A 20,562-nucleotide genomic window follows, 5' to 3' on the forward strand; every position below is an offset into this window, starting at 1 on the left:
GCCCGGGGTGTGTCCGCCGCCACGCCGTCGTGGTGACATGCCACCGGGCAGGCAAAATTTATGGTGTTTACCACAGCAATCGGTCTGCAGTGCCTGCGAAACGGGTGATCGCGGGCGTAACTTGAGCGAATCAAGCCCATCGCACGGGGAGAGCGGGCCATGGCAGACGTCGATTGTTGCGTGGTGGGTGCGGGTTTCGCGGGCTTGACCGCGGCACTGCGACTCAAGCAGGCGGGACGCTCGGTGGCACTGCTTGAGGCGCGTGATCGCGTTGGCGGTCGGACTTTCACCGAGGTTCTCGATGACGGAACGTGGATCGACCGCGGCGGCGCTTGGGTGGGGCCCGGGCAGGACCGGATCAAGGCGTTGATGGCCGAATACGGTGTGGCCGAATACAAGGAATACGTCGACGGCGACGCGATGGTGATCCTCGACGGCAAACAACATCGTTACTCCGGCACCATCCCCTGGGCGATGAGCCCCTGGGCCGTCGCAAATCTGGGCGCCGGGCTACTCGAGGTCGAGATCATGTGCCGCACGATTCCGTTCGAGGCGCCATGGGAGGCCAAGAAGGCGATCGAATGGGATCGGATCAGCTTGGGGGAGTGGATCAATCGCCACATGCGCTCCAGGCAGGCCCGCGAGATGCTGAACATGGCGCTGGGCGGCGTCTACACCTCTGCGGCCTCGGAGGTCTCGCTGCTGTGGGCGCTTCACCAGATGGGATCGGGCGGCGGGCCGCTGTTCGTCATCGCCAACAAAGGTGGAGCGCAAGACGCGCGGGTGTATGGCGGAATGGCTGCCGTTTACGGGCCGATGGCCGCTGAAATCGGTAGCGCGCTGCAGCTTTCGCAGCCGGTACATCTCATCGCGCAGGACGACGACGGGGTGACCGTGCATGCCAAGGGGATGACGGTGCGGGCCCGCCAGGCGGTCGTCGCCGTCCCATTGGCCGTCGCGAGCCAGATCATCTACGAGCCAACGCTTCCCGTGGACCGGATGCTGCTGCATCAACGCATGCCCAGCGGTGCGGTGTTCAAGACCTCGGTGGTCTATGACACCGCGTTCTGGCGCGCGGATGGTTTGTGCGGGCAATCCGCGGCTCCTGGCAGTCCCGCGACCCTGACCATCGACGCCTGTACCGACACCGGCGTCCCCGGCATCATGTGCGTCATCACCGAGGGTCCCGTCGCTCGCCGGCTCGGGCTTCTGGACGTGGCGCAGCGCAAGGCAACGGTGATCGGGGAATTGGTGAACCGATTCGGTACCAAGGCCGCGTCGCCGGTCAGCTATCACGAACAGGACTGGACCCTCGAGCGCTATTCGGGCGGAGGGATGATCAGCCACGCACCGCCTGGCGTGTTGACTGAGTTCGGGCACGCACTGCGGGTTCCGTGCGGGCGTATCCATTGGGCCGGTTCGGAAAGCTCGGCGGTGATGTGCGGCTGGATCGACGGGGCGGTGCGCTCAGGTGAACGCGCCGCCGCGGAGGTGATGGCGGCCGACAGCGTCGTTGCGGCGTAGCGTCGAGGCGCTCACCCGTCGGAACTACGCGCTTCGGCCCCGGTTTCGCCGCTGTCGAAGTCGTCATCGGACGAGGCCCGGCCCACGTAACTTCCGTCGGCGTCCCGGCCGGCACGTGAATCGGCCACGTGCGGATCGCGCTCGACGTCGGACTCGCTTTCGTCCGAACTCGGATGGCTCATGGGTGGTCTCCCTGCTCGCGGTGTCGCTGCCAGGGTTGCCGTCGCCCGGTGACCTGAAACCGTCAATCGCTGGTGTGCACGACGCCGCGCACCACCGCCACGCACAGATCGGCGCATTCGGCCGCGAGTTCCTGCGTGGTTTCCGTCGGATCCGCGAGCCAGGCTTCGATGATCTGGTTCACCCCGCCGACCATGAACTGGGCCCCACGGCGCAACTCTGCCGGGCTCGGCGTCTCGGCATGCAATACCGACGGGGCGTGCTCGACGATCAGTCCGGTGATCATCTCCAGGATGTGCGTGCGGTGTTCGGTCAGCCCCGGAACGCTGCTCACATCGCCGGTGGCGATGCGGTGGATGTGCGGATCGGCCGCGATGATGTCGAGAAATGCCGTGAGGGCGGAGCGGAGTTTGTCGGTCAGGGTCCCCGGATCGCCGACGCCCGCGTGCACCAAGGCCTCCAACAGTTGGTCGCGCACATCGTCGGAGATGGCGAACAGCAAAGCGTCTCGGCTGGGGAACTGCTCGTAGAAGTAACGCGACGTCAGACCGGCCGCGGTGCACACGGCGCGGACGGTCACCTCGGAGGCACCTGACTCGCCCCAGAGTTGACGGCCGGCGGCCAGCAGCTTGGCTCGTCGTTCGGTGCGGCGGTCGGCCGCGCTGATGCCGCCGTAGCCACGCACCACCTGCGTGCGCTTCATTGACAGCACCCTACTCGCAGCTTACTTTGACTACATGTGTAGTCAGTTGGCTGTGGGAGGGCCAAGATGAGCATCCCGGCTCGTCATCCCGAGCGGCCGCTCGCGGTTCCGGGCGCCGTGCGCGCGTTTGCGAAAGCGGTGGGGGTTCGTAACCCCGACGCCACCGAGTGGCGCCGGCTCGGGGAGCGCCTGACCGTCGGTGACGAGCCGATGGATCGCCTCGTCGAGTGGATGACCTCGGCGGGGACGACGCAGATGCGTCCACTGTTCGAGCAGGCGCTGACCGTCGGTATCGCCAACGTGCCGGAGGCCCCGGAACCGTTGCGCGAGTTCTTCCTTGCCGTCGAGACGGTTCCGGACTGGGTGGACCGCGACAAACTGCGCAAAGGTCAACGCGCGTTGCTGCGCGGTGGCTCTGACGGCATGTCCATCGCGCGCGACGTGTCATTGCTCGGGGGTTATCAGTTTTCCGGGTTCAACGAGACCCTGCTGCGTACCGGCGCCCTGGAGAAAGGTTCGAACCAGCGTTTCGCCGAGACCATGCAGTGGGCGATGGATGTCATCTCCGACGGGGGCCTCGACCCGCTCGGGGTCGGGTATCGATCGACGTTGCATGTGCGGCTGATCCACGCATTCGTGCGTCGGCACGTCGCGGCGATGCCGGACTGGCGCGCCGAGGACTGGGGTGTGCCGGTCAATCAGACCGATATGGCGGCGACGTTGGTCGGCGCGCTCATCGCCCCGCCGGTGGCCTCGCTGGGAATGGGAATCCTGCCTGCCCCAGGCGAACTCGACGCGATCGCGCACCTGACCCGTTACGTCGGGTGGCTGATCGGCGTCGAAGACGAGTGGTTGCCCCGCACCTTCCGGGACAGCATCCGCGTGCTGTATCACACCTCCACCGCACTGGCCCGCCCTGACGAGACCACACAGCAGCTTTCCGTCCCGATGGCCGCGGATCCGTTGACGTGGCACTACCGCAGCGTCGGTCGCCTGCGTCGCCGGTTGGCCTGGGCGCAGCACCTGTCGATCACCAGTGCCTTTCTCGGGCCCGCCGCGATGCGGGTATTGGGACTACCGGCCTATATGCCGCCCTGGTATCCGGTGCTGAAGATGCCCGTCAACCTGATGCGCAGTGCGGCCGCGATGGCGTCACGCACTGGTATGGAGCGTGCGGTACGGCGCGGGCAGCGCGAGCAACAAGCCTTGCTGCACACCATCATCGGCGGCGATACGGCGACGATCGGCGAGTCGGCGGTGCACGTGAGCAGCGCCGCCTAACGCTTCATCGACCCCAGGAAGTACGTCTCGTGGCCGGTGGGGTAACCGCCGCCGTCCGTGGCGATGTGCACATGGTCGAAGTGGTTGAGGGTCTCGTTGCCGTAGTCCGCGGTCCAGTGCGGTGCACCGATCCCGGGATAGAGGCCTTGGCGCCAGATCACGTGCAACACGCCCCAGCGTTTGGCGTTGGCCAAGGCGAAACCGGCGATCTGGTTACCCAGCGCGATGCCCTTGTCGGAGTGGTAGTTCGGGATCATCACGTCGATCGCCAAACCATTGGGATGCCACTTCAACGCGTCCTGCCGGTACCCGCCGATCGTGGTGATCTCAGGGAACATCACCGCGATGGCGCGCGCCACCCAGATCGTCTTCACCTGTAAGCCGCTCTCCGGGGCGGGGCCCTTCGGCAGCGTGAACTGGAAGTCGCGGGCCACCACGGGGGCGCTGGCCGCGACCAATTCGGCCTTCGCGGCAACCGGCGCCGGCGCCGCGCTGGTGGACGGGGCAGCAAGGGGAGCCTCCGGGCAACACGGCGTCTCAGTGTTCTGCGCCCACACCATGCCCCCGGCGATCGTGACCGACGCTGCCAGCGCCAGCATTCGCCCCTTGGCGCCGGCCAACATACCTTTCCCCACGGCAGCAATCTACTGCGGTTGTCGGCACGACACAGCAATCTCGGCAAACGGGTCGCCAACATTTGCGGACCGAGCGACGGCCGGGCGTCGAGCGCTGACGCCTGAGTTCGGGACCAAGGACCCTGGCGACAGCCCACCCACGTCGGCACGATGGATACATATGAGCGACAAACCAGCCCGCGACGGTGCACAAGAGCCATGGGCGATCGCCGGAAATCTCGATGCACAGGTCCACGAGACCCATACCGGCGTCGTGATCCTGCTCGGCGGCCGGGCGTACAAGGCCAAGAAGCCGATCGTCACCGACTTTCTCGACTTCACCACCCCGGAGCAACGAGAAGCGGCCTGCCGTCATGAGGTTGCGTTGAACAGCCGGCTGGCACCCGACAGCTATCTGGGGGTGGCGCACCTCGTCGGCCCAGACGGCGAGGGCGCCGAGCCGGTGGTGGTGATGCGGCGGTACGCCGACGACATCCGACTGTCGAGCTTGGTCGAGGCAGGTACGGAGGTAGGGCACTGGCTGGACGAGATCGCCCGCATCCTGGCGGAGTTTCACCGCAACGCCGAGCGTGGTGCGACAGTTGACGCACAGGGCAGCGGCCAGGCTGTCATCGCCCGCTGGCGTCAGAATTTGGATGAGCTGGAACGCTTTCCGGACATCGAATCCGATGTCGTCCTGGAAATCCGGCGACTGGTCGAACAATACGTCGCTGGACGCGCCGAACTGTTCGACGCGCGAATCGCGCAGGGACGCATCGTCGACGGACACGCCGACCTGCTCACCGATGACATCTTCTGTCCACCGGCGGGTCCGGCGATCCTGGACTGCCTGGAATTCGACGACGCGCTGCGTCACGTCGACGGCATCGACGACGCCGCGTTCCTCGCGATGGACCTGGAGTTCCTCGGCCGCGCCGATCTGGCCGAGCTCTTCCTCGACCACTACCGGCGATATGCCGAGGACCCGGCCCCACAGTCGCTGATCGATTTCTACATCGCCTACCGGGCCGGGGTGCGAGCGAAGGTCGAGTGCGTCCGTGCCGGTCAGGGCCGGCCCGAGGCCGCGGTGGACGCGCGTCGGCATCTGGAGCTGGCGCTGACACACCTGCGGTCCGGCACGGTGCAGCTGGTCATTGTCGGCGGCGGACCGGGCACGGGCAAGAGCACCCTGGCTCACGCCTTGGCGCCGTATCTGCCGGCGCACGTGGTGTCCACCGATGATGTGCGACGGGAACTGGCCGATGCGGGTGTCATCGAGGGTGAGCCGGGCAGCCTGGATGCGGGCCTGTACACGCCGCAGAACGTGGCCGTGGTGTATGACGAGGTCCTGCACCGCGCCCGCCGGCAGCTGGCACACGGGGTCTCGGTGATCCTCGACGGCACGTGGCGCGACCCGGATCAGCGCCGCCGGGCCCATCGGTTGGCCGCTGAGATCTCTGTACCAACAGTGGAATTCACGTGTTCGGTGCCTCTGGATCGGGCTTCCGAACGGATTCGAACCCGAACCGCGACCACCTCCGACGCGACCCCGCAGATCGCGGCCGCCCTGGCCGAGCAGGACGCACAGGCGGGCGACGGCCATGTGATCGACACCAGTCGGCCGTTGGCGGATTCCGTGGCCGACGCACGGCGGATCTGTCGGCTGGCGGTGTCCGAGGACGCGTAGTACTACCCATCCCGACCGGCCGCCGGGACCGGCAGACTGGGGACATGCCGACTGACGAGGCGGTGCCGTCCCCGGACACCGTCGCCCCCGACACTTTCGCCCACGACACTGTGCCCGAACGTGATCGCGCCGTCGACGTGGCCCGGTTAGGTGCCCTACTGGTGGTGATGTTCGGCCACTGCGCGCTGCTGCTGGCCACCATCGATTCCGGCGGCGTGCGGGTGGGCAACATTCTCGGCGCTCTTCCCGCGTTGGCTCCGATCACCTGGGTACTGCAGGTGATGCCGCTGTTCTTCATGGCCGGTGGCGCCGCCGGTGCCTACAGTTGGCGCACCGGGCGCGCCTGGGGTGCCTGGCTGCTGGCCCGCGCACAACGACTGTGTCGGCCGGTGTTCTGGTACCTGGCGGCGTGGACGGTGATCCTGATCGTGGTACACGCCACGATGGGTGCCGGGTCCGCTTCCGCGCTGGGGCGAGAATGCGTGGCGCTGCTGTGGTTTCTCGGGGTGTACCTCGTGGTGCTCGCCTTCGTCCCAGTGCTCATGCGGTTGCATACCGGCCGCGGGTTGGCGTGGGTGGTCGCCGGGTTGATCGCCGCCTCCGGTGTGGTCGATGCCGTGCGTTTCGCCGTCGGCACACCGGAGGCCGGCACGGCCAACCTGATCATCGTATGGCTGATCCCGATGGTGATCGGGGTGGCCTACGCCCGGCACCTGATCTCGGCACGCCGGGCGCTGGGGATCGCGGTCGTCGCCTTCGTCGCGCAGGTAATCGTCGCTCTCACCGGGATTTACGACGTGTCCCTCGTCGTCACCGGAACCGAGCGGGTGTCCAACGTCTCGCCGCCGACCCTGCTGCTGGCCCTGCACTGCACCTGGATGCCGTGTTTGTTTATCGCTGCGGCGAACCCGATCCGCCGCTGGGCCACCCGCCCGCGGGTCTGGTACCTGGTCGCCACCGGTAACGGGGGAGCGATGACGTTGTACCTGTGGCACATTCCCGTGATCGCGGTCGCGGCATTCAGCCTGCATGCCGTGGGTCTCGACGCATTCGATCCACACGCGCCGGGCTTCTGGGCGCACTTGGCTTTGCGCGCAGCGGTTTTCGCGGTGCTCATGGCCGTGGCCTTTCGCCTGCTCTCCCCACTGGAGCACCGGCCGCTGCCGTGGTGGGACAGCGGGTTTGTGGTCAGCGGTGCCCGGTCGGTGCTCACCGGTGCGTTGCTGTGCGTGGCCGGTGCGGCGCTGACCCTGATGGCCAAGAACGGGCTCGACGGGATGCTGGGCTGGTCCGCGCTCGGCGGCTTTGTCCTCGCCGCGGTGGCGGCGCGGGCCTGTGCGGGGCAGGTTGTCAAGCAGGTTGTCAAGTAGCAATCCTGTTGTGCGGCAAGATCTGTGGATGAATCGTGCGCTGTGGATAACTGGGTGGCGTGTCGCGGTTCGGCGATAGAATTCGAACATGCTTTCGACCGCTGCCTCCGACCGGGAGACGGTGCTGGCCGCCTACGATGCCTACGACGCGGCCGGTGACGGCCTCGCTGCCTTGTCTTATGAGAATTTGAGCCTGCCCGAGCTTTTGGAGTTGCAATCCCGGCGTGAACACCAAGCGCGCCGTGCTCCCGCGATCGATCACGCCCTGCTCGCTGAGATCCAATCCCGCACCACACCCTCGGAGATCGGCGCGAAAAGCTGGGCCGATGTGCTGGCGATCCGGCTGCGCATCAGCCAATCCGAAGCGAAACGCCGCATCACCGAGGCCGCTGAACTGGGGCCGCGCCGCAGTCTCACCGGCCAGCAGTTGGGCCCGGTGTTGCCGGCCACTGCCGCAGCCCAGGCCGGTGGGCTGATCAACGCCGAGCATGTGAAGATCATTCGCAAATTCTTCGCCAAGCCACCGATCCCGCTGGATGTGGTCACCCACGCGCAGATCGATGCCGACCTGGCCGGCATCGCCGGCACCAACAGCCCTGAAACTCTCAAACAATGTGCCGAGCGAATCGCGTTCCTGCTCAACCAAGACGGGAACGAACCCACCGACGACACACCCGCGCCCCGCGGCGAGATCGTCATCGGGCCCCAAGGTGCCGATGGGATGAGTGAGATCCGTGGCCGGCTCACCCCTGAAGCCCGCGCCACCCTCGACCCGATCCTGTCGCGCTACGCGGCCCCGGGCATGTGTAACTCCGCCGACGAGCATCCGTGTGTCACCGGCACTCCGAGCGCCGAGGCCGTCGGCCGCGATACCCGCACCGCGGCGCAACGCAACCATGACGCGCTGCTTGCCTTGTGCCGCAACGCCCTGGCGTCCGGCGAGTTGGGCCAACACAACGGGCTGCCGGTCACCGTGGTGGTGTCGATCACGCTGCGGGAACTCTCGGCCCTCGCCGGCATGGGGCTGACGGCGTCGGGTGTTCAGCTGCCGATCAAAGATGTGATCCGCATGGGCGCCCACTCCCACCATTACCTCGTCGTCTATGAGGATCACCGCCAGGTGCCGTTGTATCTGGGGCGCAGTAAACGCATCGCCACCCCAGCGCAGCGGCTGGTGTTGCACGACCGTGACCGCGGCTGCACCCGGCCGGGTTGCACCTGCCCCATCGACCGTTGTCAAACCCACCACGCCAAAGCCGATTTCGGTGCGGGCGGACGCACCGACATCACCGACTTGACCCTGGCGTGCCCCAAAAGCAACCGCCTCGTGCACGACAAAGGCTGGCGCACCCGCATCCGCGAGGACGGCCGCGTCGAATGGATCCCTCCACCGCTACTGGACACCGGCCAGGACCGCATCAACCACTACTGGCACCCCGAAGATCTCTTCCACCCACCCGAAGAGGACTCGTAGCGAGCTCATCCCCGGGCGGGATCCCAGGGGCTGGTGGAGGTCAGCTCGGCCTGCCACGAGCCGGATCCGATCAGCGCCGCGACTTCTTCACGGACGGTATCGCCGATTTTCACGCTGAGCTCGCGCGGCAGGTCCAGTTGCGATGTCGCGGCGACTCCAAGCCGTTGACTGAGTGCAGCGTCTCCCACAGGCGCGAATCGTAAACGCCCGTCGTTGATTTCGCGTCGGCACGCGGACAGTGGTAGGACCCCGTAGGCGATACCCGCTTCGATGACGTTCTTCATCACGGAGAGCGAATCGGTGGTCATCCGATGACTGAATTGCACCTTGGCGCGCAACGCCGCGTTCTGAAGTGCCAGTCCGACGCCCGCCGATGACCGCGGCACCACGAGGGGCAGCGCCACGACATCGCCGAACGCGACGGCGCGGGTGGCCTCGAGGCCCGATTCAGGGCCTCCGATCACGAAAAACTCCTCGGCCAACAGCTCTCGATAAAAGACACGGTCATCGGGGACCGGGTTGATCAGCGCAATGTCGACCGCGCCCTTGAGCATGCCCTCGACCAGTTCCTCGGTGGTTCCCGCGGTCACCGAGAAGGTGGCCTCCGGAAAGACGGCGGCCAGGCTGCCGAGCAGGGGCGCGGCGAGGAGGCCGACCGTCGATTCCGGTAGGCCGAGACGCAGGGTGCGGTCGAGCCGGGCCAACGGTGTCCCGGCGTATTGAACGGCGAGTTCCAGCTGGCGCAACGGCCCGGCGGTCGAGGCGCGCAGCCGCTCGCCGGCCTCGGTGAGCTCGACGCCGCGGCGGGTGCGGGTGAACAGCGCCACGCCCAGATCCTCTTCGAGCAGTTGCAGCTGACGGCTCAACGCCGGTTGCGCGATGCCCAGCAGCCCGGCGGCACGGGTGATCGACCGTTCCTCGGCGATGCGCAGAAAATATTTCAGCCGGTGGGTATCCATGTGCTTCGAGGTATATCAGTCATCGAATCTCGGCATGACTGGATCCCGAAATCGGTATTACCTCAGCCCGTCACCGCGGCCATAGCGTCAAGCCCGAAGCCATGGTGAGAGGAGACCACCCCATGACCGTCCACGACGATGCCGATGCCATCGCCGCCCTGAATCTCGACAGCCTGCCCCGCCACATCATCGACAAACGCGTCACAGAGTTGATGGATCTCTCGGGCAGAAAGGCGTTCGTCACCGGCGCCGGCGGAGACGGTCTTGGCCAGGCCATCGCCAACCGCTTGGCCGGGCTCGGCGCCGATGTTGCCTTGATCGGGCGCACTTTGGAGAAAGTCGAACGCCGTGCCGAGGAGATCGAGAAGCGGTGGGGCGTCAAGGCGCACCCGGTCAAAGCCGACATGTCCGACTGGGATCAGGTCCATGATGCGGTCCAGATCGCGCACGACGAGTTGGGCGGGCTCGACATCATGGTGAACAACCCCGTGATGGTGGTGGGCGGTCCGTTCGAGAAACACACCAAAGCCGACATCGACCACACGGTGCTGGGCAGCCTGACCATGATGATGTACGGCGCTCATGCCGCACTGGAGTTTCTCCTACCGCAGGGCTCGGGCAAGATCATCAACATCGGCTCGGTGGGCGGGCGCATCCAGCAGCGTGGGCTCGTGGTCTACAACGCCTGTAAGTCCGGCGTCGTCGGCTTCACCCGGAACCTCGCGCACGAGGTCGCGCCTCGGGGAGTGAACGTCCTCGGGGTGGCCCCGGGGATCATGATCAAGCCCGAGATGATGGAGTATCTGCTCGATCCCAAGACCCCGGCTCATTTCGCCGGCCGCGGGGCGATCCTGGAGGCGATCACCACACAGGTGCAGCTCGGCCGGGCATCGTTGCCCGAGGAGGCTGCCAACATGGTGGCCTTCCTGGCGTCGGAGGCGGCCGATTATCTGTGCGGGCAGACGATCGACGTCGCCGGCGGGCAGTGGATGAACTGAGATGTCCACGGTCAACGACATCAAGGCCGATGCCGCCGCACAGACCGGGTTGAGCGACTTCGGCGACGATTCGTTCGAGGAGGGTCTGGCCATCCTGCTGTCGTCGCTGGACACCGAGGCCCGGCTCAACGCACGGGGCAAGGCGTTCCTGTATCCCCGCATCACCGGATATCTGGCTCAGCGACTACAGGTCGAAGACTGGTACCGCCGCCACCCCGAGATCGGTGACGTGCCGATCGTCGCGCCGGTCATCGGTCTGGGCCTGCCACGCACCGGGTCCACAGCGCTGGCCATGCTGCTGGCACAGGATCCCGACGTGCGCTACCTGCGCCGGTGGGAGTCCTCGCAGCCGTGTCCGCCGCCGTCGACGGTGGTCGGCGTCGACCCGCGAGTGCCGCCGGACAAGGGGGAGATGGTCGGCACCCGGCATCACGTCCCCGCCGAAACGCACGGTCCGATGGAATGCCATGAGCTGATGGCGCTGGACTTCAAGTCCCACATCTTCCAGTCCTTCGCGCAGGTGCCCACCTACTCCGCGTGGTTGGTGAAGAAGGCGGATCTGACAACCACATTGGCCTACCAGCGACGAGTGATGAAGCTCCTGCAGTGGGGTGAACCGAGCCGCCCATGGCGCCTGAAGTGCCCGTCACACGTACTGTGGCTCGACGCGGTCGTCCAGGCGTTCCCGGACGCGAGGTTCGTGATGACCCATCGCGACCCCACCGACGTGATCCTGTCGGTGGCCGACCTGTACGCCGACATCATCGGCACGTTCACCGACGAGATCGACCGCCCCTACATCGGCCGGCTCAATGTCGAGCACTGGTCGCTCGGCATGGACCGGGCGCTGCAGTTCCGGTCATCCGAAGGCCGGGATCGCTTCTATGACATCGATTTCCGGGCCATGCAGGCCGATCCGATCGGTGAGGTCGCCGGCCTGTACCGCTGGCTCGGTGAACCGGTGACCGACGAGTTCGAGGGGCGCATGGACAGCTGGTGGACACAGGCGGCCACCGAACGCGAAGCCAGCTCACATGCCGACCCCGCCCTTTTCGACATCGACCCCGAGCAGGTCCGGCCCCGGTTCGCCCGCTACGCCGAACATGCCGCTCGCTGGACGACCCACGCCTAGAACAGGAGTCCACATGACCATCGATCTGAGCGGCGGCATCGACCCGTCGCGCGAATATGTGTTCGCCGAGCGCCCGGCCAACCCGGAAATGCGTGACTCCGTGAGCTTTTGGACCTTTGATGACCGGGGTGAGATCGGACTGCCTCGCATCGGCATCGAGGCGGTTGCGGCGAACTGGGACAGCCACGAGTTGCAGATCAATCTGGCGTTCCCCGACGGCCGGGTATACCGCCTGCGTGACGGTGCGCCGTCGTTGTCGCCCGCGGGGCCCGACGGACGACCCACCGTCCTCGGCGCGGGCGGGTTGGCGTTCCGGTGCATCGAACCGTTCCGCACCTGGACGATGACGTATACCGGCAAGGCCGTCGCGACGTCGTCGGCCGATCTGGTGGCCGGAAACCCGAACGGAACGCTGGTCGACGTGGCGTTCCACGTCGAGGCGACCATGGCGGTGCCCCCGTGGATCCAGGGGGCGCTGCAGCGCGATGCCGGCGACCGGATCAAGAACTCCGTGGAGGGCGACCTGATGGGCGGTCCCCGTTACGAGCAGCTGTTCCGGGCCCACGGATCGGTGGCGATCGACGGCGAGGGCCACGATTTCACCGGCAGCGGGCTGCGCATCCGCCGGCAGGGGGTACGCAAGCTGGGCAGCTTCTGGGGCCACGCCTGGCAATCGGCGATCTTCCCGAGCGGCAAGGCTTTCGGCTACATCGCCTACCCCCCGCGCGAGGATGGCCAGCCCACGTTCAACGAGGGCTACCTGTTCACCGGCGACGGTGAGCTGATCCCGGCGCGGGCGGTGCAGGCGCCGTGGCTGACCAGGTTGCAGGCACTCGGAGAAGACGTATCCGTGGTGCTGGAAACCGCCGACGGCACAGTGCACATCGAAGGTGAGACAGTGTTCTCGACCCATGACATCCACCACGACGACAACACGTTCTCGGTGCGGGAGATGAAAAAAGAGAATCCGAATTTCCCTGCGCTGCAACAGGCCGGGGTGCGCTACCGGTGGGACGGTGAGGAGACCTACGGCATGCTCGAACGGTCGAATCCGATTGACAAGATCGATGTCGGCGGCGGTGGCGCATGATCGGACTGGAGGGTAAGACATTCATCATCGCCGGGGGTGCGACAGGCATCGGCGCCGGCACTGCCAAACGATTGGCAGCCGAAGGCGCGTCCGTCGTCGTCGGTGACGTCAACCTGCCAGGCGCCAAGGCCACCGTCGAGACCATCACCGCCGCCGGCGGGGCAGCCATCGCCGTCGAATTCGACCTTGCGACCGAGGACTCCGTGCGGCACCTCGTCGACGCCGCAATCTCGGGATTCGGGGCCATCCACGGGCTGGACAACGTGGGTGCTGACCTGTCCGAGGGCAACCTCGGGCGCGACGCCACGATCCTTGACACCCCGTTCGAGGTCTGGCAGCGCACATTCGACGTCAATCTGTTCGGCTACGTGCGGACCATCCGTGCGGTACTGCCGCACCTGCTCGGCAATGGCGGCGGCAGCATCGTCAACACCTCGTCGGGCGGCTCTCTCGGAACCGACCCGATGCACGTCGCCTACAACGCCTCCAAGGCAGCGGTCAACCAGCTCACCCGGCACGTGGCGAACAACTACGGCGCCAAGGGGATTCGCAGCAACGCGGTGATGCCGGGTCTGGTGATGGGGGAGACCCAGGAACGCCAGAACGATCAGCAGATCCAGCAGATGTTCCTGATGGCGGCCAAGGTCACGCGTCTGGGTAAGCCCGCGGACCTGGCCGCCGTCACCGCGTTCCTGCTGTCCGACGACGCCGAATGGATCAACGGCCAGACGTGGTATATCGGCGGGGCATCACACATGCGGCAGTGAGGTCGAATACGCCACTAGGACGCCCGTTTTCTACCCAGGGGCTGTTGACCCACGCGGGTCACGACCCTGCCGTAGAAAGCGACGCAGCCCGAGGCGGCGACGCGCGACGCGAGGCAGGGCCCGCTAGTCCTCCTTGCGGATCAACCGGCCCAGTGCTTCGCGGTCGGGGGCCAGCAGCTCGTCGATGCGGGCCTGGTTCACGTCGGCGACGATGATCTCGCCGACCTCTTGATACACGTCGCTGAAGATGCCATGCGCCTTCATCTTCTCGGTCTGGTAGACGTTGTCCTCCGTCGGCGTCACGTAGTACACGATCTCCGGCTTGAACCGGTGGATCAGCCACACGTGGATGAGGTCCATCAGGCGCTTCTTGCGTAGCTTCTCGGCGAAGGTGTTCTGATCGCGCACCGTCAGGATGTTGCGGCCGTGCCGGTCCTTGATCGGGTCGACGACGACGTTGGCCAACGGCTCCTCGCCGTCACCGTAGATCCCGAGATCCAGCACATCGGAACCGGCCCGGCGGGGACGCAGCTGTACCCGCAGGTTCTCGCCGAGCTTGTAGTGGTCGCTCCACAGCGCCAGCCACTCCTCGAGCAGCTTCTTGGGCACCTCGGTCTGCACCAGGTGCTGATGCTGCGTCGAGCCCTTACCCATGGCCTTGGTGGTCGCGGTACGGCCCGAGGAGGCCGCCAACGCGGCATCGCTGCGTGGACCACCGACCAGGGTTTGCGGTGTGCGGTAAGGAGATTCGACAAGGCGCATCTTGCGTTGCAGCCGGGCCAGGGCCAGCATGCCCTCCTGCTGCAGGGAGGTGGCGAACTCCTCGCAAGCTACGCCGTCGACCTGATGGCCGCCGTAGGTGATGAAGTTGAAGACGAAGCCCATCTTGCCGAGTTCTTCGGGGAAGGCTCGCATCTCGTCGTCGGTCATGCCGGTGGTGTCCCAGTTGAACGACGGCGAGAGGTTGTAGGCCAGCATCTGGTCGGGATACTCGGCGTGGATGGCGTCGGCGAACTGCTTGGCGTCGGCCAGATCGGCGGTCTTGGTCTCCATCCACAGGATGTCGGCGAAGGGTGCTGCCGCCAACGATTTCGCGATGGCATACGGAATGCCGCCGCGCACCTGGTAGTAACCCTCCGGGGTCTTGACGCGCTCGCAGTCCCAGGCCACGTCGGCCCCGAGTTCGTGGGCCTTCTGCTGGGCGGTGTAGAGCGAGGCCCGGGCGGCGAAGGCGCGCCAATCGGCCGCGCTCATCGGCCCCGGCTCACCTTCGCGTTCCCGGAACTCCAGAACTTCGGCGACCGCCTCACCGTAGGTGTTCAGTCCGGCGTCGTCCTGCCACGCGTCGACGAACGCCGACTCGACCTTGTCGAACAACGCATCCACCGAGTCCCCGTCGCGGTGGCTCTTGGCGGCCTCGGCGATCTGGGCCGTGATGCCCTGGCGTTCCAGCCACGCATCCGCGGTCGCGTATTCACCGTCGGGCAGGGCGTACAGCAGGTGACCGTTGAGCTCGGTGATGCCCAGCTCGTAGAACCGGCGCACCATCGCCAGGAAACACGACTTGTAGGTTGGTACCGACAGGTTCGTCGCGCCCAGCAGGAACGGCTGATCACGCTCGTCGGCGCGGCTGTCGATCAGGTTGGCCGCCTCGGCATCGGTACGCGCCACGATGATGCCCGGCACCCGCATGATGTCGAGTTGGAACCGGGCGGTGTTGAGCCGTTTGATCTGCTCGTCCGACGGCACCAGCACCTTGCCGCCCTGATGGCCGCATTTCTTGGTGCCCGGACGCTGATCCTCGATGTGATACCCCGGCACCCCGGATTCGACGAACCGCCGGATCAGGTTGCGAACGTGCGGATCGCCGCCGTGGCCGGTGTCGGCGTCGGCGATGATGAACGGCCGGTAGTCGACCGCCGGTGTCGACGCCTGTTGTTCCGGGCTCATGCGCAGCCGCAGATACTGCTGATTGCGGTCGGCGGTCAGCAGTGCCCGCACCAGCCCCGCGGCCTCGTCGGGCACCTGGCTCAGCGGGTAGCTGGCCAGATCGGGGCCGGGATCCTCACTGATCGAGCCTTTGGCCGAGGTGGCCCACCCCCCGAGATAGATGCCGCCGATGCCCATCCGTTTCATCACCACCGCCTGGCCCGGCGAGTACGGGCCGAACGTGGTGATGCTCTTCTTCTGGGCGAACAGTTCGCGCAGGTAGGGGTAGAACGCTGTGGCGGCCTCCCGGGCCACCGGATAGTCCGACGGAATGGTGCCGCGCTGCTCGGCGACCTGACGGGCGGAGTAGAGGCGGATGATGCCCTCGAAGCGAGGGCTGTCGAAATAGGCCTGGGTGGCCGCGACATCGTTCTCGAATGACGAGTCGGTCTGTGCGTTGGCTTCGATGGTGGCCATGTCTCTCGCTCCTCAACTCGGGTACTGCTGATTATCGCGGCGTGCAGCCCGTGAGGTACCCAGTTGGCGCAAATCGACGCGGGGGCCTGGGAGGCTCGTCAGCTCCCGCCCGGCCGCTGGTTGAAAGTGGGTCTCCGCCAGGGTGTTTGGCCAGAGTCGTGGGATGGCGGGGGCTTCCGACCTAGGATCGATGGATGTCGAAGCTCACGAGGAAGGTGAAATCAATCTTCAGTCGGCGCCGGCCGGTCAGCCCGGAGGACGCCGCCGAGATCAACGACTGGGTCGGCGAGGGTGGGGCGCTTCACCCCGACGGGCCGCCGGAGATTCACGATCCGAAGAAGAAGAGCTGATGGCGGACGTGGCCGCGCTGGCCGCCGGGGCGTTTCGGCTCGCGTCGGGTGTGTCATTTCTCGTCGACCCCGCACGGGCCGATCGGTGGTGGGGCGCACGGAAAACCCCTGACGCCACCGCGCAGCTGCTGTGGCGGTCGATGGGATACCGCGACGCGCTGATCGGCGGGTTGCTGCTGGCAGCCGCACTGCGCGGCACGGACACCCGCGGCTGGTTTCTGGCCTCCGGCGGTGCCGACGCCGCCGACCTGCTCGGCGGGATGGCGGTCCACGACCAGCTGCCGCGATCGCAGCAGGTCGTGGGCCTCGGCGGCGCGGTGGTCGGTATCGGGGTCGGGCTCTGGGGTGCGACGCGTCGACGGCGCCCGGCCGAGAACGACTGACCCTCGACTAACCCTGGATTAACCCGCAGCTTCGACGATGTCGCGGCGGTACCAGCGCGCGGCGGCGAGATAGCAGCCCATGGCCAGCAGTTGCAGGGCCGGCACCAGGATCAGCAGGGCCCGGCCCAGTGCCTGCACGCCCAGCTCGTCGGTCAGCGCATCACTGATCACGCCGGTGACGAACGGGCCGACAGCGCCCAGGGTGGCGTTGAAGAACAAGAAGATCGCCGACGCGGTGGCCCGGTGCTCGGGCAGCACCAGCCGGTGGATGGCGGCGATCGACGGGGCCATGTACGCGGTGCCGATGACGTAGCTGAGCGCCAGGAACCACACACACGCCGTACGGCTTTCCACGGTGAACGCCAACACCGAGGCCGGCAGCAGCAGGGCCGTGGTCACCACGACGATCCACAGCAGCCACCGGGGGTCGCGCACCGCGAGTCGGTCGGCCAGCCGGCCCACGATCAACAAACCCAGCACTCCGGCCGCGCCGGTGGCCAGGCCGTACTCCACACCGACCTCACCGAGCGACATGGAGCGGGTGCGCATCAGGAAGGCAGGGGAGAAGGTGGTCAGCGAATAACCGGCGGCCGAGATGCACGCGGTGCCACAGACCACTGCGATAAAACTCGGCTTGCGAAGCAGATGCCACCATCTGACGGCGGAGCCCGGCTGCGGTGACGGCGCCGGCGGCAGCGACTGGCGGGCCCCGACCACCACGAGCACCAGCGGAGCGAACACGACGCTGAATGCGCCCATCACGACGAATGCTGTACGCCAGCCCAGGTTTTCGGCCAAGAGCCCACCGCCGATGAGGCTGGCGCCGCTGGCCAGGGGAATGGCGAAGGTGATGACCGCCAGGGGTGCGGCGCGACGCCGGGGCGGGAAGTTGCGGGCCACGTAGGCGTGCGCGGCCGGGGTACTGCCGGCCTCGCCGACCGCGACGCCCACCCGGGTGAGGGCAAGCTGAAATCCGGATTGGACTGCGCCGCCGAGCATGGTCATGCCACCCCAGAGCGTCAGGCAGGCCGCAACGACGGCGCCGAATGCGCCGCGATCGGCGATCCGGGCCACCGCGACACCGAGCACTGCGTACACGATCAGGAAGCCGAACCCGTTGATCACCCCGATGGCGGTGTCGGACAGCGCCAGGTCGTGTTTGATCGGCTCGGCCAGCACCGAAGGAAGGAATCGGTCGACGTAGTTGAGGGTTCCGACGAGCGTCAGCAGCGCCACCGCCGCCCACGCCCGCCGCGGACCGTGCACGTCTGCGGGCCCCGGCGCCAGGACCGTCACTGGGGACGTGCCGATGATCTCCTCCTCGCGGGCCGACCACGGGGCGGGTCGGCGGCCAAAGATAACATCCGAGGCATGACCGACCTTGCCAAATACGGGCCATGGGCCGTGATCGCCGGCGGTTCGGAAGGGGTGGGTGCCGAGTTCGCCCGCATGCTCGCCGAGGACGGATTCAACCTCGTGTTGCTGGCACGCAAACCCGCGCCGCTGGAGGCCACCGCACAACGCTGCCGGGACCTGGGCGCGCAGGTGCGCACGTTGTCAGTCGACCTGGTGGACGCCGCATCGACCACGCAGATCGCCGAGGCCACCGCCGACCTGGAGGTCGGTTTGTTGATCTACAACGCCGGAGCCAACACGTGCAGCGAACGCTTTCTCGACGCGCCGCTGGCCGATTTCGGAAAGGTCGTCGACCTCAACGTCACCCGCATGATGGAGCTCGTCCAACACTTCGGGCGGCCGATGGCCGCCCGAGGTCGCGGCGGCATCCTGCTCGTGGGCTCACTGGCCGGGTATGCCGGGTCCATGCGCCACACCGTCTACGGCGGGGTGAAGGCCTACGGCCGGTTGTTCGCCGAGAGCCTGTGGTTGGAGCTGCGCGAATACAACGTCGACGTCCTGGAACTCGTGCTCGGGGTGACCCGCACCCCGGCGATGCAGCGCGCGGGCCTGAACTTCGAGGCACCCGGCATGCTGATCAACGATCCGGCCGACGTCGCCCGCGAAGGTCTGGACCATCTCGGCGACGGGCCGGTTCACGTGGCCGGCGGTAATGCCAAGCGCGCGGAGCTGAACAGTGCGCCGGACCGGGCGCAGGTGGTGCTCAAGTCCGACGCCGCGATCCGTAACCTGATCAACCGGACGGCGCCCGACGCCCCTTAGCCCTGCGCGGCCTGGCCCGCCGCGGCGGTCCGGGCGATCGCGCGAACCCGATCCTTGGCGACCTTGCCGTTGGCGGTCAGCGGGAGTGCCTCGGTGAACACCACCAGCCGCGGTTTCTTGAACCCCGCGAGCTGACCGCGCACATGGTCGATCAACTCCTCGGCGGCCGGGCGAGGGCCCGAGGCCGCGACGACCACCGCGCACACCGCCTCGCCCCAGTAGTCGTCGGGCACCGCCACCACCGCCACCTGGTCGACGCCGGGGTGGCTGGACAGGGCGTCCTCGACCTCGCGGGAGGAGACGTTCTCGCCGCCGGTGACGATGATGTCCTTGAGCCGGTCGACCACGTAAAGCCGGCCGTCGGTGTCGAGGCGCCCCATGTCGCCGGTGTGCAGCCAACCGTCGTCGGTACTGGTGCCGTCGGGCCAGTATGCGGGTGTCACCTGCGGGCCGCGCACTAGGATCTCGCCGACCTGCCCGACGGGGGCGAGGCCGCCGGAGGCATCGGCGATGCCGATCTGCACGCCTCGATGCGGATGGCCGGCGCTGGTCAGCAGCTCCGGATGGCCGTGTGCGCCGGCCCGATGGTCCTCGGGTCCGAGAAACGTGACGTTGCCGCCGGTTTCGGTCATCCCGTAGCCCTGGTGGAAGTCGACGCCGAGGGTGTCGATCGCGCGACGCAACAGGTCCAGCGGCATCGCCGCCGACCCGTAGGCGATCGCGGTGAGCGACGGCAGCGCCGTGCCGGTGCGCTCGAGGTGGGCGAGCAGGGAGTGCAGCATGGTTGGCGCCAACGAACATGAGCTCACCGCGTGACGGTGTACCAGCTGGGCAAAACCGTCCGGCCGGAACTGGGCGCACAGCACCACCGTGGCGGCGACCGCGTGCTGGACCAGCATGTTGTACCCGGCGATGTGACACATGGGGAACGGCAGCAGGTACACCCCGCCCGGCGGCACCGAGCGGCCCTCGACCGAACCCCACACCGCGGCCAGGATCGAACGATGGCTGTGCACAACGGCTTTCGGTACGCCAGTGGATCCACTGGTGAACAACAGCCAGGCCGGATCGTCGGGATTCCCGGCGGTGGGGCACGGTAGGTCGGCTGCCGGTGCGGCCCGCCACCGGTCGGATTCGAAGGCGACGGCGTTGGTCACTACGTCATCGGGCAGCGCCGACAGATACCGCTCATCGCCCAGCACCAGGCGCGGCGCCGCAGTGGCCAGCTGAACCGCTTGCTCGGCGGGGCTGAGCCGCTGGTTGATCAAGGTCAGCACGCACCCGCTGTGGGGCACCGCGTAATACAGCTGGGCGTAGGCCGCGCTGTTGTCGGCGATCACGGCAACCCGGTCGCCCGGGGCGGTCCGATCGGCGACCCAGCCTGCGACACCGCGGATCTGACGATCGAACTCGGCGAACGTCGCGGTGGTTCCGTCGTCGGCGATGACGGCCGCGCGCCGTGGTGC

The 20,562-nt window shown here is 67.1% G+C and carries 19 protein-coding genes; 12 read left to right on the top strand and 7 right to left on the bottom strand.

All coding sequences use genetic code 11. From position 1 onward, the window contains the following. The first annotated feature begins 159 nt into the window (after positions 1-159). Complete coding sequence (locus A5699_RS08440) at positions 160-1,524, top strand: FAD-dependent oxidoreductase (protein WP_067768136.1); 1,365 nt, start codon at positions 160-162, stop codon at positions 1,522-1,524. Between the two features lie 11 nt (positions 1,525-1,535). Here A5699_RS08440 and A5699_RS29505 read toward each other — a convergent pair whose 3' ends face one another. Both A5699_RS29505 and A5699_RS08445 read right to left on the bottom strand, forming a co-directional pair. After that, the gene (locus A5699_RS29505) at positions 1,536-1,706 is read right to left on the bottom strand and encodes a hypothetical protein (protein WP_197508230.1); all 171 of its coding nucleotides are present in this window, start codon (positions 1,704-1,706) and stop codon (positions 1,536-1,538) included. A gap of 62 nt (positions 1,707-1,768) precedes the next feature. Beyond that, entirely contained in the window at positions 1,769-2,407 is a 639-nt protein-coding gene (locus tag A5699_RS08445; protein ID WP_067768173.1) for a TetR/AcrR family transcriptional regulator, read from the bottom strand. A 66-nt stretch (positions 2,408-2,473) separates the two neighbouring features. Here A5699_RS08445 and A5699_RS08450 point away from each other — a divergent pair, with 66 nt between their 5' ends. After that, the gene (locus A5699_RS08450) at positions 2,474-3,688 is read left to right on the top strand and encodes an oxygenase MpaB family protein (RefSeq protein WP_067768138.1); all 1,215 of its coding nucleotides are present in this window, start codon (positions 2,474-2,476) and stop codon (positions 3,686-3,688) included. On the opposite strand, the gene A5699_RS08455 is transcribed toward A5699_RS08450, so the two are convergent. Beyond that, complete coding sequence (locus A5699_RS08455; RefSeq protein WP_067768140.1) at positions 3,685-4,311, bottom strand: glycoside hydrolase; 627 nt, start codon at positions 4,309-4,311, stop codon at positions 3,685-3,687. The two genes, A5699_RS08450 and A5699_RS08455, sit on opposite strands and share 4 nt — an antisense overlap. 172 nt (positions 4,312-4,483) lie before the next feature. Here A5699_RS08455 and A5699_RS08460 point away from each other — a divergent pair, with 172 nt between their 5' ends. From A5699_RS08460 to A5699_RS08470, 3 genes are all read left to right on the top strand, one after another. Further along, positions 4,484-5,989, top strand: a complete 1,506-nt coding sequence (locus A5699_RS08460) for a bifunctional aminoglycoside phosphotransferase/ATP-binding protein (RefSeq protein ID WP_067768142.1) — start codon at positions 4,484-4,486, stop codon at positions 5,987-5,989. Positions 5,990-6,033: 44 nt separating this feature from the next. Next, on the top strand, positions 6,034-7,359 hold the full coding sequence (locus A5699_RS08465; protein ID WP_067768145.1) for an acyltransferase: 1,326 nt from the start codon (positions 6,034-6,036) through the stop codon (positions 7,357-7,359). 88 nt (positions 7,360-7,447) lie between these two features. Beyond that, a complete protein-coding gene (locus tag A5699_RS08470) occupies positions 7,448-8,833 on the top strand; it encodes an HNH endonuclease signature motif containing protein (RefSeq protein ID WP_067768147.1) in 1,386 nt (461 codons plus the stop codon). A 5-nt stretch (positions 8,834-8,838) separates the two neighbouring features. Here the strand turns inward: A5699_RS08470 and A5699_RS08475 are convergent, their stop codons facing one another. After that, positions 8,839-9,792 carry a LysR family transcriptional regulator gene (locus A5699_RS08475; RefSeq protein ID WP_067768149.1) on the bottom strand — a complete coding sequence of 318 codons (954 nt, stop codon included), beginning with the start codon at positions 9,790-9,792 and terminating at the stop codon, positions 8,839-8,841. 122 nt (positions 9,793-9,914) lie between these two features. Between A5699_RS08475 and A5699_RS08480 the strand changes: the two genes are divergently transcribed. From A5699_RS08480 to A5699_RS08495, 4 genes are all read left to right on the top strand, one after another. Next, on the top strand, positions 9,915-10,790 hold the full coding sequence (locus A5699_RS08480; RefSeq protein ID WP_067768151.1) for an SDR family NAD(P)-dependent oxidoreductase: 876 nt from the start codon (positions 9,915-9,917) through the stop codon (positions 10,788-10,790). A gap of 1 nt (position 10,791) precedes the next feature. Further along, positions 10,792-11,922 carry a sulfotransferase gene (locus A5699_RS08485; protein ID WP_067768153.1) on the top strand — a complete coding sequence of 377 codons (1,131 nt, stop codon included), beginning with the start codon at positions 10,792-10,794 and terminating at the stop codon, positions 11,920-11,922. 88 nt (positions 11,923-12,010) lie between these two features. Beyond that, complete coding sequence (locus tag A5699_RS08490) at positions 12,011-13,012, top strand: hypothetical protein (protein ID WP_197508231.1); 1,002 nt, start codon at positions 12,011-12,013, stop codon at positions 13,010-13,012. Then, on the top strand, positions 13,009-13,779 hold the full coding sequence (locus A5699_RS08495; RefSeq protein WP_067768157.1) for an SDR family NAD(P)-dependent oxidoreductase: 771 nt from the start codon (positions 13,009-13,011) through the stop codon (positions 13,777-13,779). Before A5699_RS08490 ends, A5699_RS08495 begins: the two co-directional genes overlap by 4 nt. 123 nt (positions 13,780-13,902) lie before the next feature. Here A5699_RS08495 and aceA read toward each other — a convergent pair whose 3' ends face one another. Next, positions 13,903-16,185, bottom strand: a complete 2,283-nt coding sequence (gene aceA / locus A5699_RS08500; RefSeq protein WP_067768159.1) for an isocitrate lyase ICL2 — start codon at positions 16,183-16,185, stop codon at positions 13,903-13,905. A gap of 194 nt (positions 16,186-16,379) precedes the next feature. Here aceA and A5699_RS29510 point away from each other — a divergent pair, with 194 nt between their 5' ends. Both A5699_RS29510 and A5699_RS08505 read left to right on the top strand, forming a co-directional pair. Then, entirely contained in the window at positions 16,380-16,535 is a 156-nt protein-coding gene (locus A5699_RS29510; protein WP_197508233.1) for a hypothetical protein, read from the top strand. After that, positions 16,532-16,918: a DUF4267 domain-containing protein gene (locus A5699_RS08505; protein ID WP_157561157.1), complete on the top strand. Its 387-nt coding sequence runs from the start codon at positions 16,532-16,534 to the stop codon at positions 16,916-16,918. Before A5699_RS29510 ends, A5699_RS08505 begins: the two co-directional genes overlap by 4 nt. Before the next feature lie 18 nt (positions 16,919-16,936). Here the strand turns inward: A5699_RS08505 and A5699_RS08510 are convergent, their stop codons facing one another. After that, positions 16,937-18,205 carry an MFS transporter gene (locus A5699_RS08510; protein ID WP_231965649.1) on the bottom strand — a complete coding sequence of 423 codons (1,269 nt, stop codon included), beginning with the start codon at positions 18,203-18,205 and terminating at the stop codon, positions 16,937-16,939. Positions 18,206-18,289: 84 nt separating this feature from the next. Between A5699_RS08510 and A5699_RS08515 the strand changes: the two genes are divergently transcribed. Next, positions 18,290-19,096 (top strand): SDR family oxidoreductase, encoded by an 807-nt coding sequence (locus A5699_RS08515; protein ID WP_067768163.1) that lies wholly within the window; start codon positions 18,290-18,292, stop codon positions 19,094-19,096. Here the strand turns inward: A5699_RS08515 and A5699_RS08520 are convergent. Then, the coding region (locus A5699_RS08520; RefSeq protein ID WP_067768165.1) for an AMP-binding protein at positions 19,093-20,562 on the bottom strand (1,470 nt) is incomplete at its 5' end. The two genes, A5699_RS08515 and A5699_RS08520, sit on opposite strands and share 4 nt — an antisense overlap.

This window comes from Mycobacterium sp. E802 (genome assembly GCF_001666875.1).
In the GTDB taxonomy this organism is placed as follows: Bacteria; Actinomycetota; Actinomycetes; order Mycobacteriales; family Mycobacteriaceae; genus Mycobacterium.

Excerpts from the sequence above, each read along its gene's own strand:
- A5699_RS29505 (WP_197508230.1), bottom strand. The coding sequence starts at position 1,706 with ATGAGCCATCCGAGTTCGGACGAAAGCGAGTCCGACGTCGAGCGCGAT.
- A5699_RS08450 (WP_067768138.1), top strand. The coding sequence starts at position 2,474 with ATGAGCATCCCGGCTCGTCATCCCGAGCGGCCGCTCGCGGTTCCGGGC.
- A5699_RS08515 (WP_067768163.1), top strand. The coding sequence starts at position 18,290 with ATGACCGACCTTGCCAAATACGGGCCATGGGCCGTGATCGCCGGCGGT.
- A5699_RS08470 (WP_067768147.1), top strand. The coding sequence starts at position 7,448 with ATGCTTTCGACCGCTGCCTCCGACCGGGAGACGGTGCTGGCCGCCTAC.
- A5699_RS08455 (WP_067768140.1), bottom strand. The coding sequence starts at position 4,311 with ATGTTGGCCGGCGCCAAGGGGCGAATGCTGGCGCTGGCAGCGTCGGTC.
- A5699_RS08445 (WP_067768173.1), bottom strand. The coding sequence starts at position 2,407 with ATGAAGCGCACGCAGGTGGTGCGTGGCTACGGCGGCATCAGCGCGGCC.
- A5699_RS08480 (WP_067768151.1), top strand. The coding sequence starts at position 9,915 with ATGACCGTCCACGACGATGCCGATGCCATCGCCGCCCTGAATCTCGAC.
- A5699_RS08465 (WP_067768145.1), top strand. The coding sequence starts at position 6,034 with ATGCCGACTGACGAGGCGGTGCCGTCCCCGGACACCGTCGCCCCCGAC.
- aceA (WP_067768159.1), bottom strand. The coding sequence starts at position 16,185 with ATGGCCACCATCGAAGCCAACGCACAGACCGACTCGTCATTCGAGAAC.
- A5699_RS08440 (WP_067768136.1), top strand. The coding sequence starts at position 160 with ATGGCAGACGTCGATTGTTGCGTGGTGGGTGCGGGTTTCGCGGGCTTG.
- A5699_RS08490 (WP_197508231.1), top strand. The coding sequence starts at position 12,011 with ATGCGTGACTCCGTGAGCTTTTGGACCTTTGATGACCGGGGTGAGATC.
- A5699_RS08495 (WP_067768157.1), top strand. The coding sequence starts at position 13,009 with ATGATCGGACTGGAGGGTAAGACATTCATCATCGCCGGGGGTGCGACA.
- A5699_RS29510 (WP_197508233.1), top strand. The coding sequence starts at position 16,380 with ATGTCGAAGCTCACGAGGAAGGTGAAATCAATCTTCAGTCGGCGCCGG.
- A5699_RS08460 (WP_067768142.1), top strand. The coding sequence starts at position 4,484 with ATGAGCGACAAACCAGCCCGCGACGGTGCACAAGAGCCATGGGCGATC.
- A5699_RS08485 (WP_067768153.1), top strand. The coding sequence starts at position 10,792 with ATGTCCACGGTCAACGACATCAAGGCCGATGCCGCCGCACAGACCGGG.
- A5699_RS08475 (WP_067768149.1), bottom strand. The coding sequence starts at position 9,792 with ATGGATACCCACCGGCTGAAATATTTTCTGCGCATCGCCGAGGAACGG.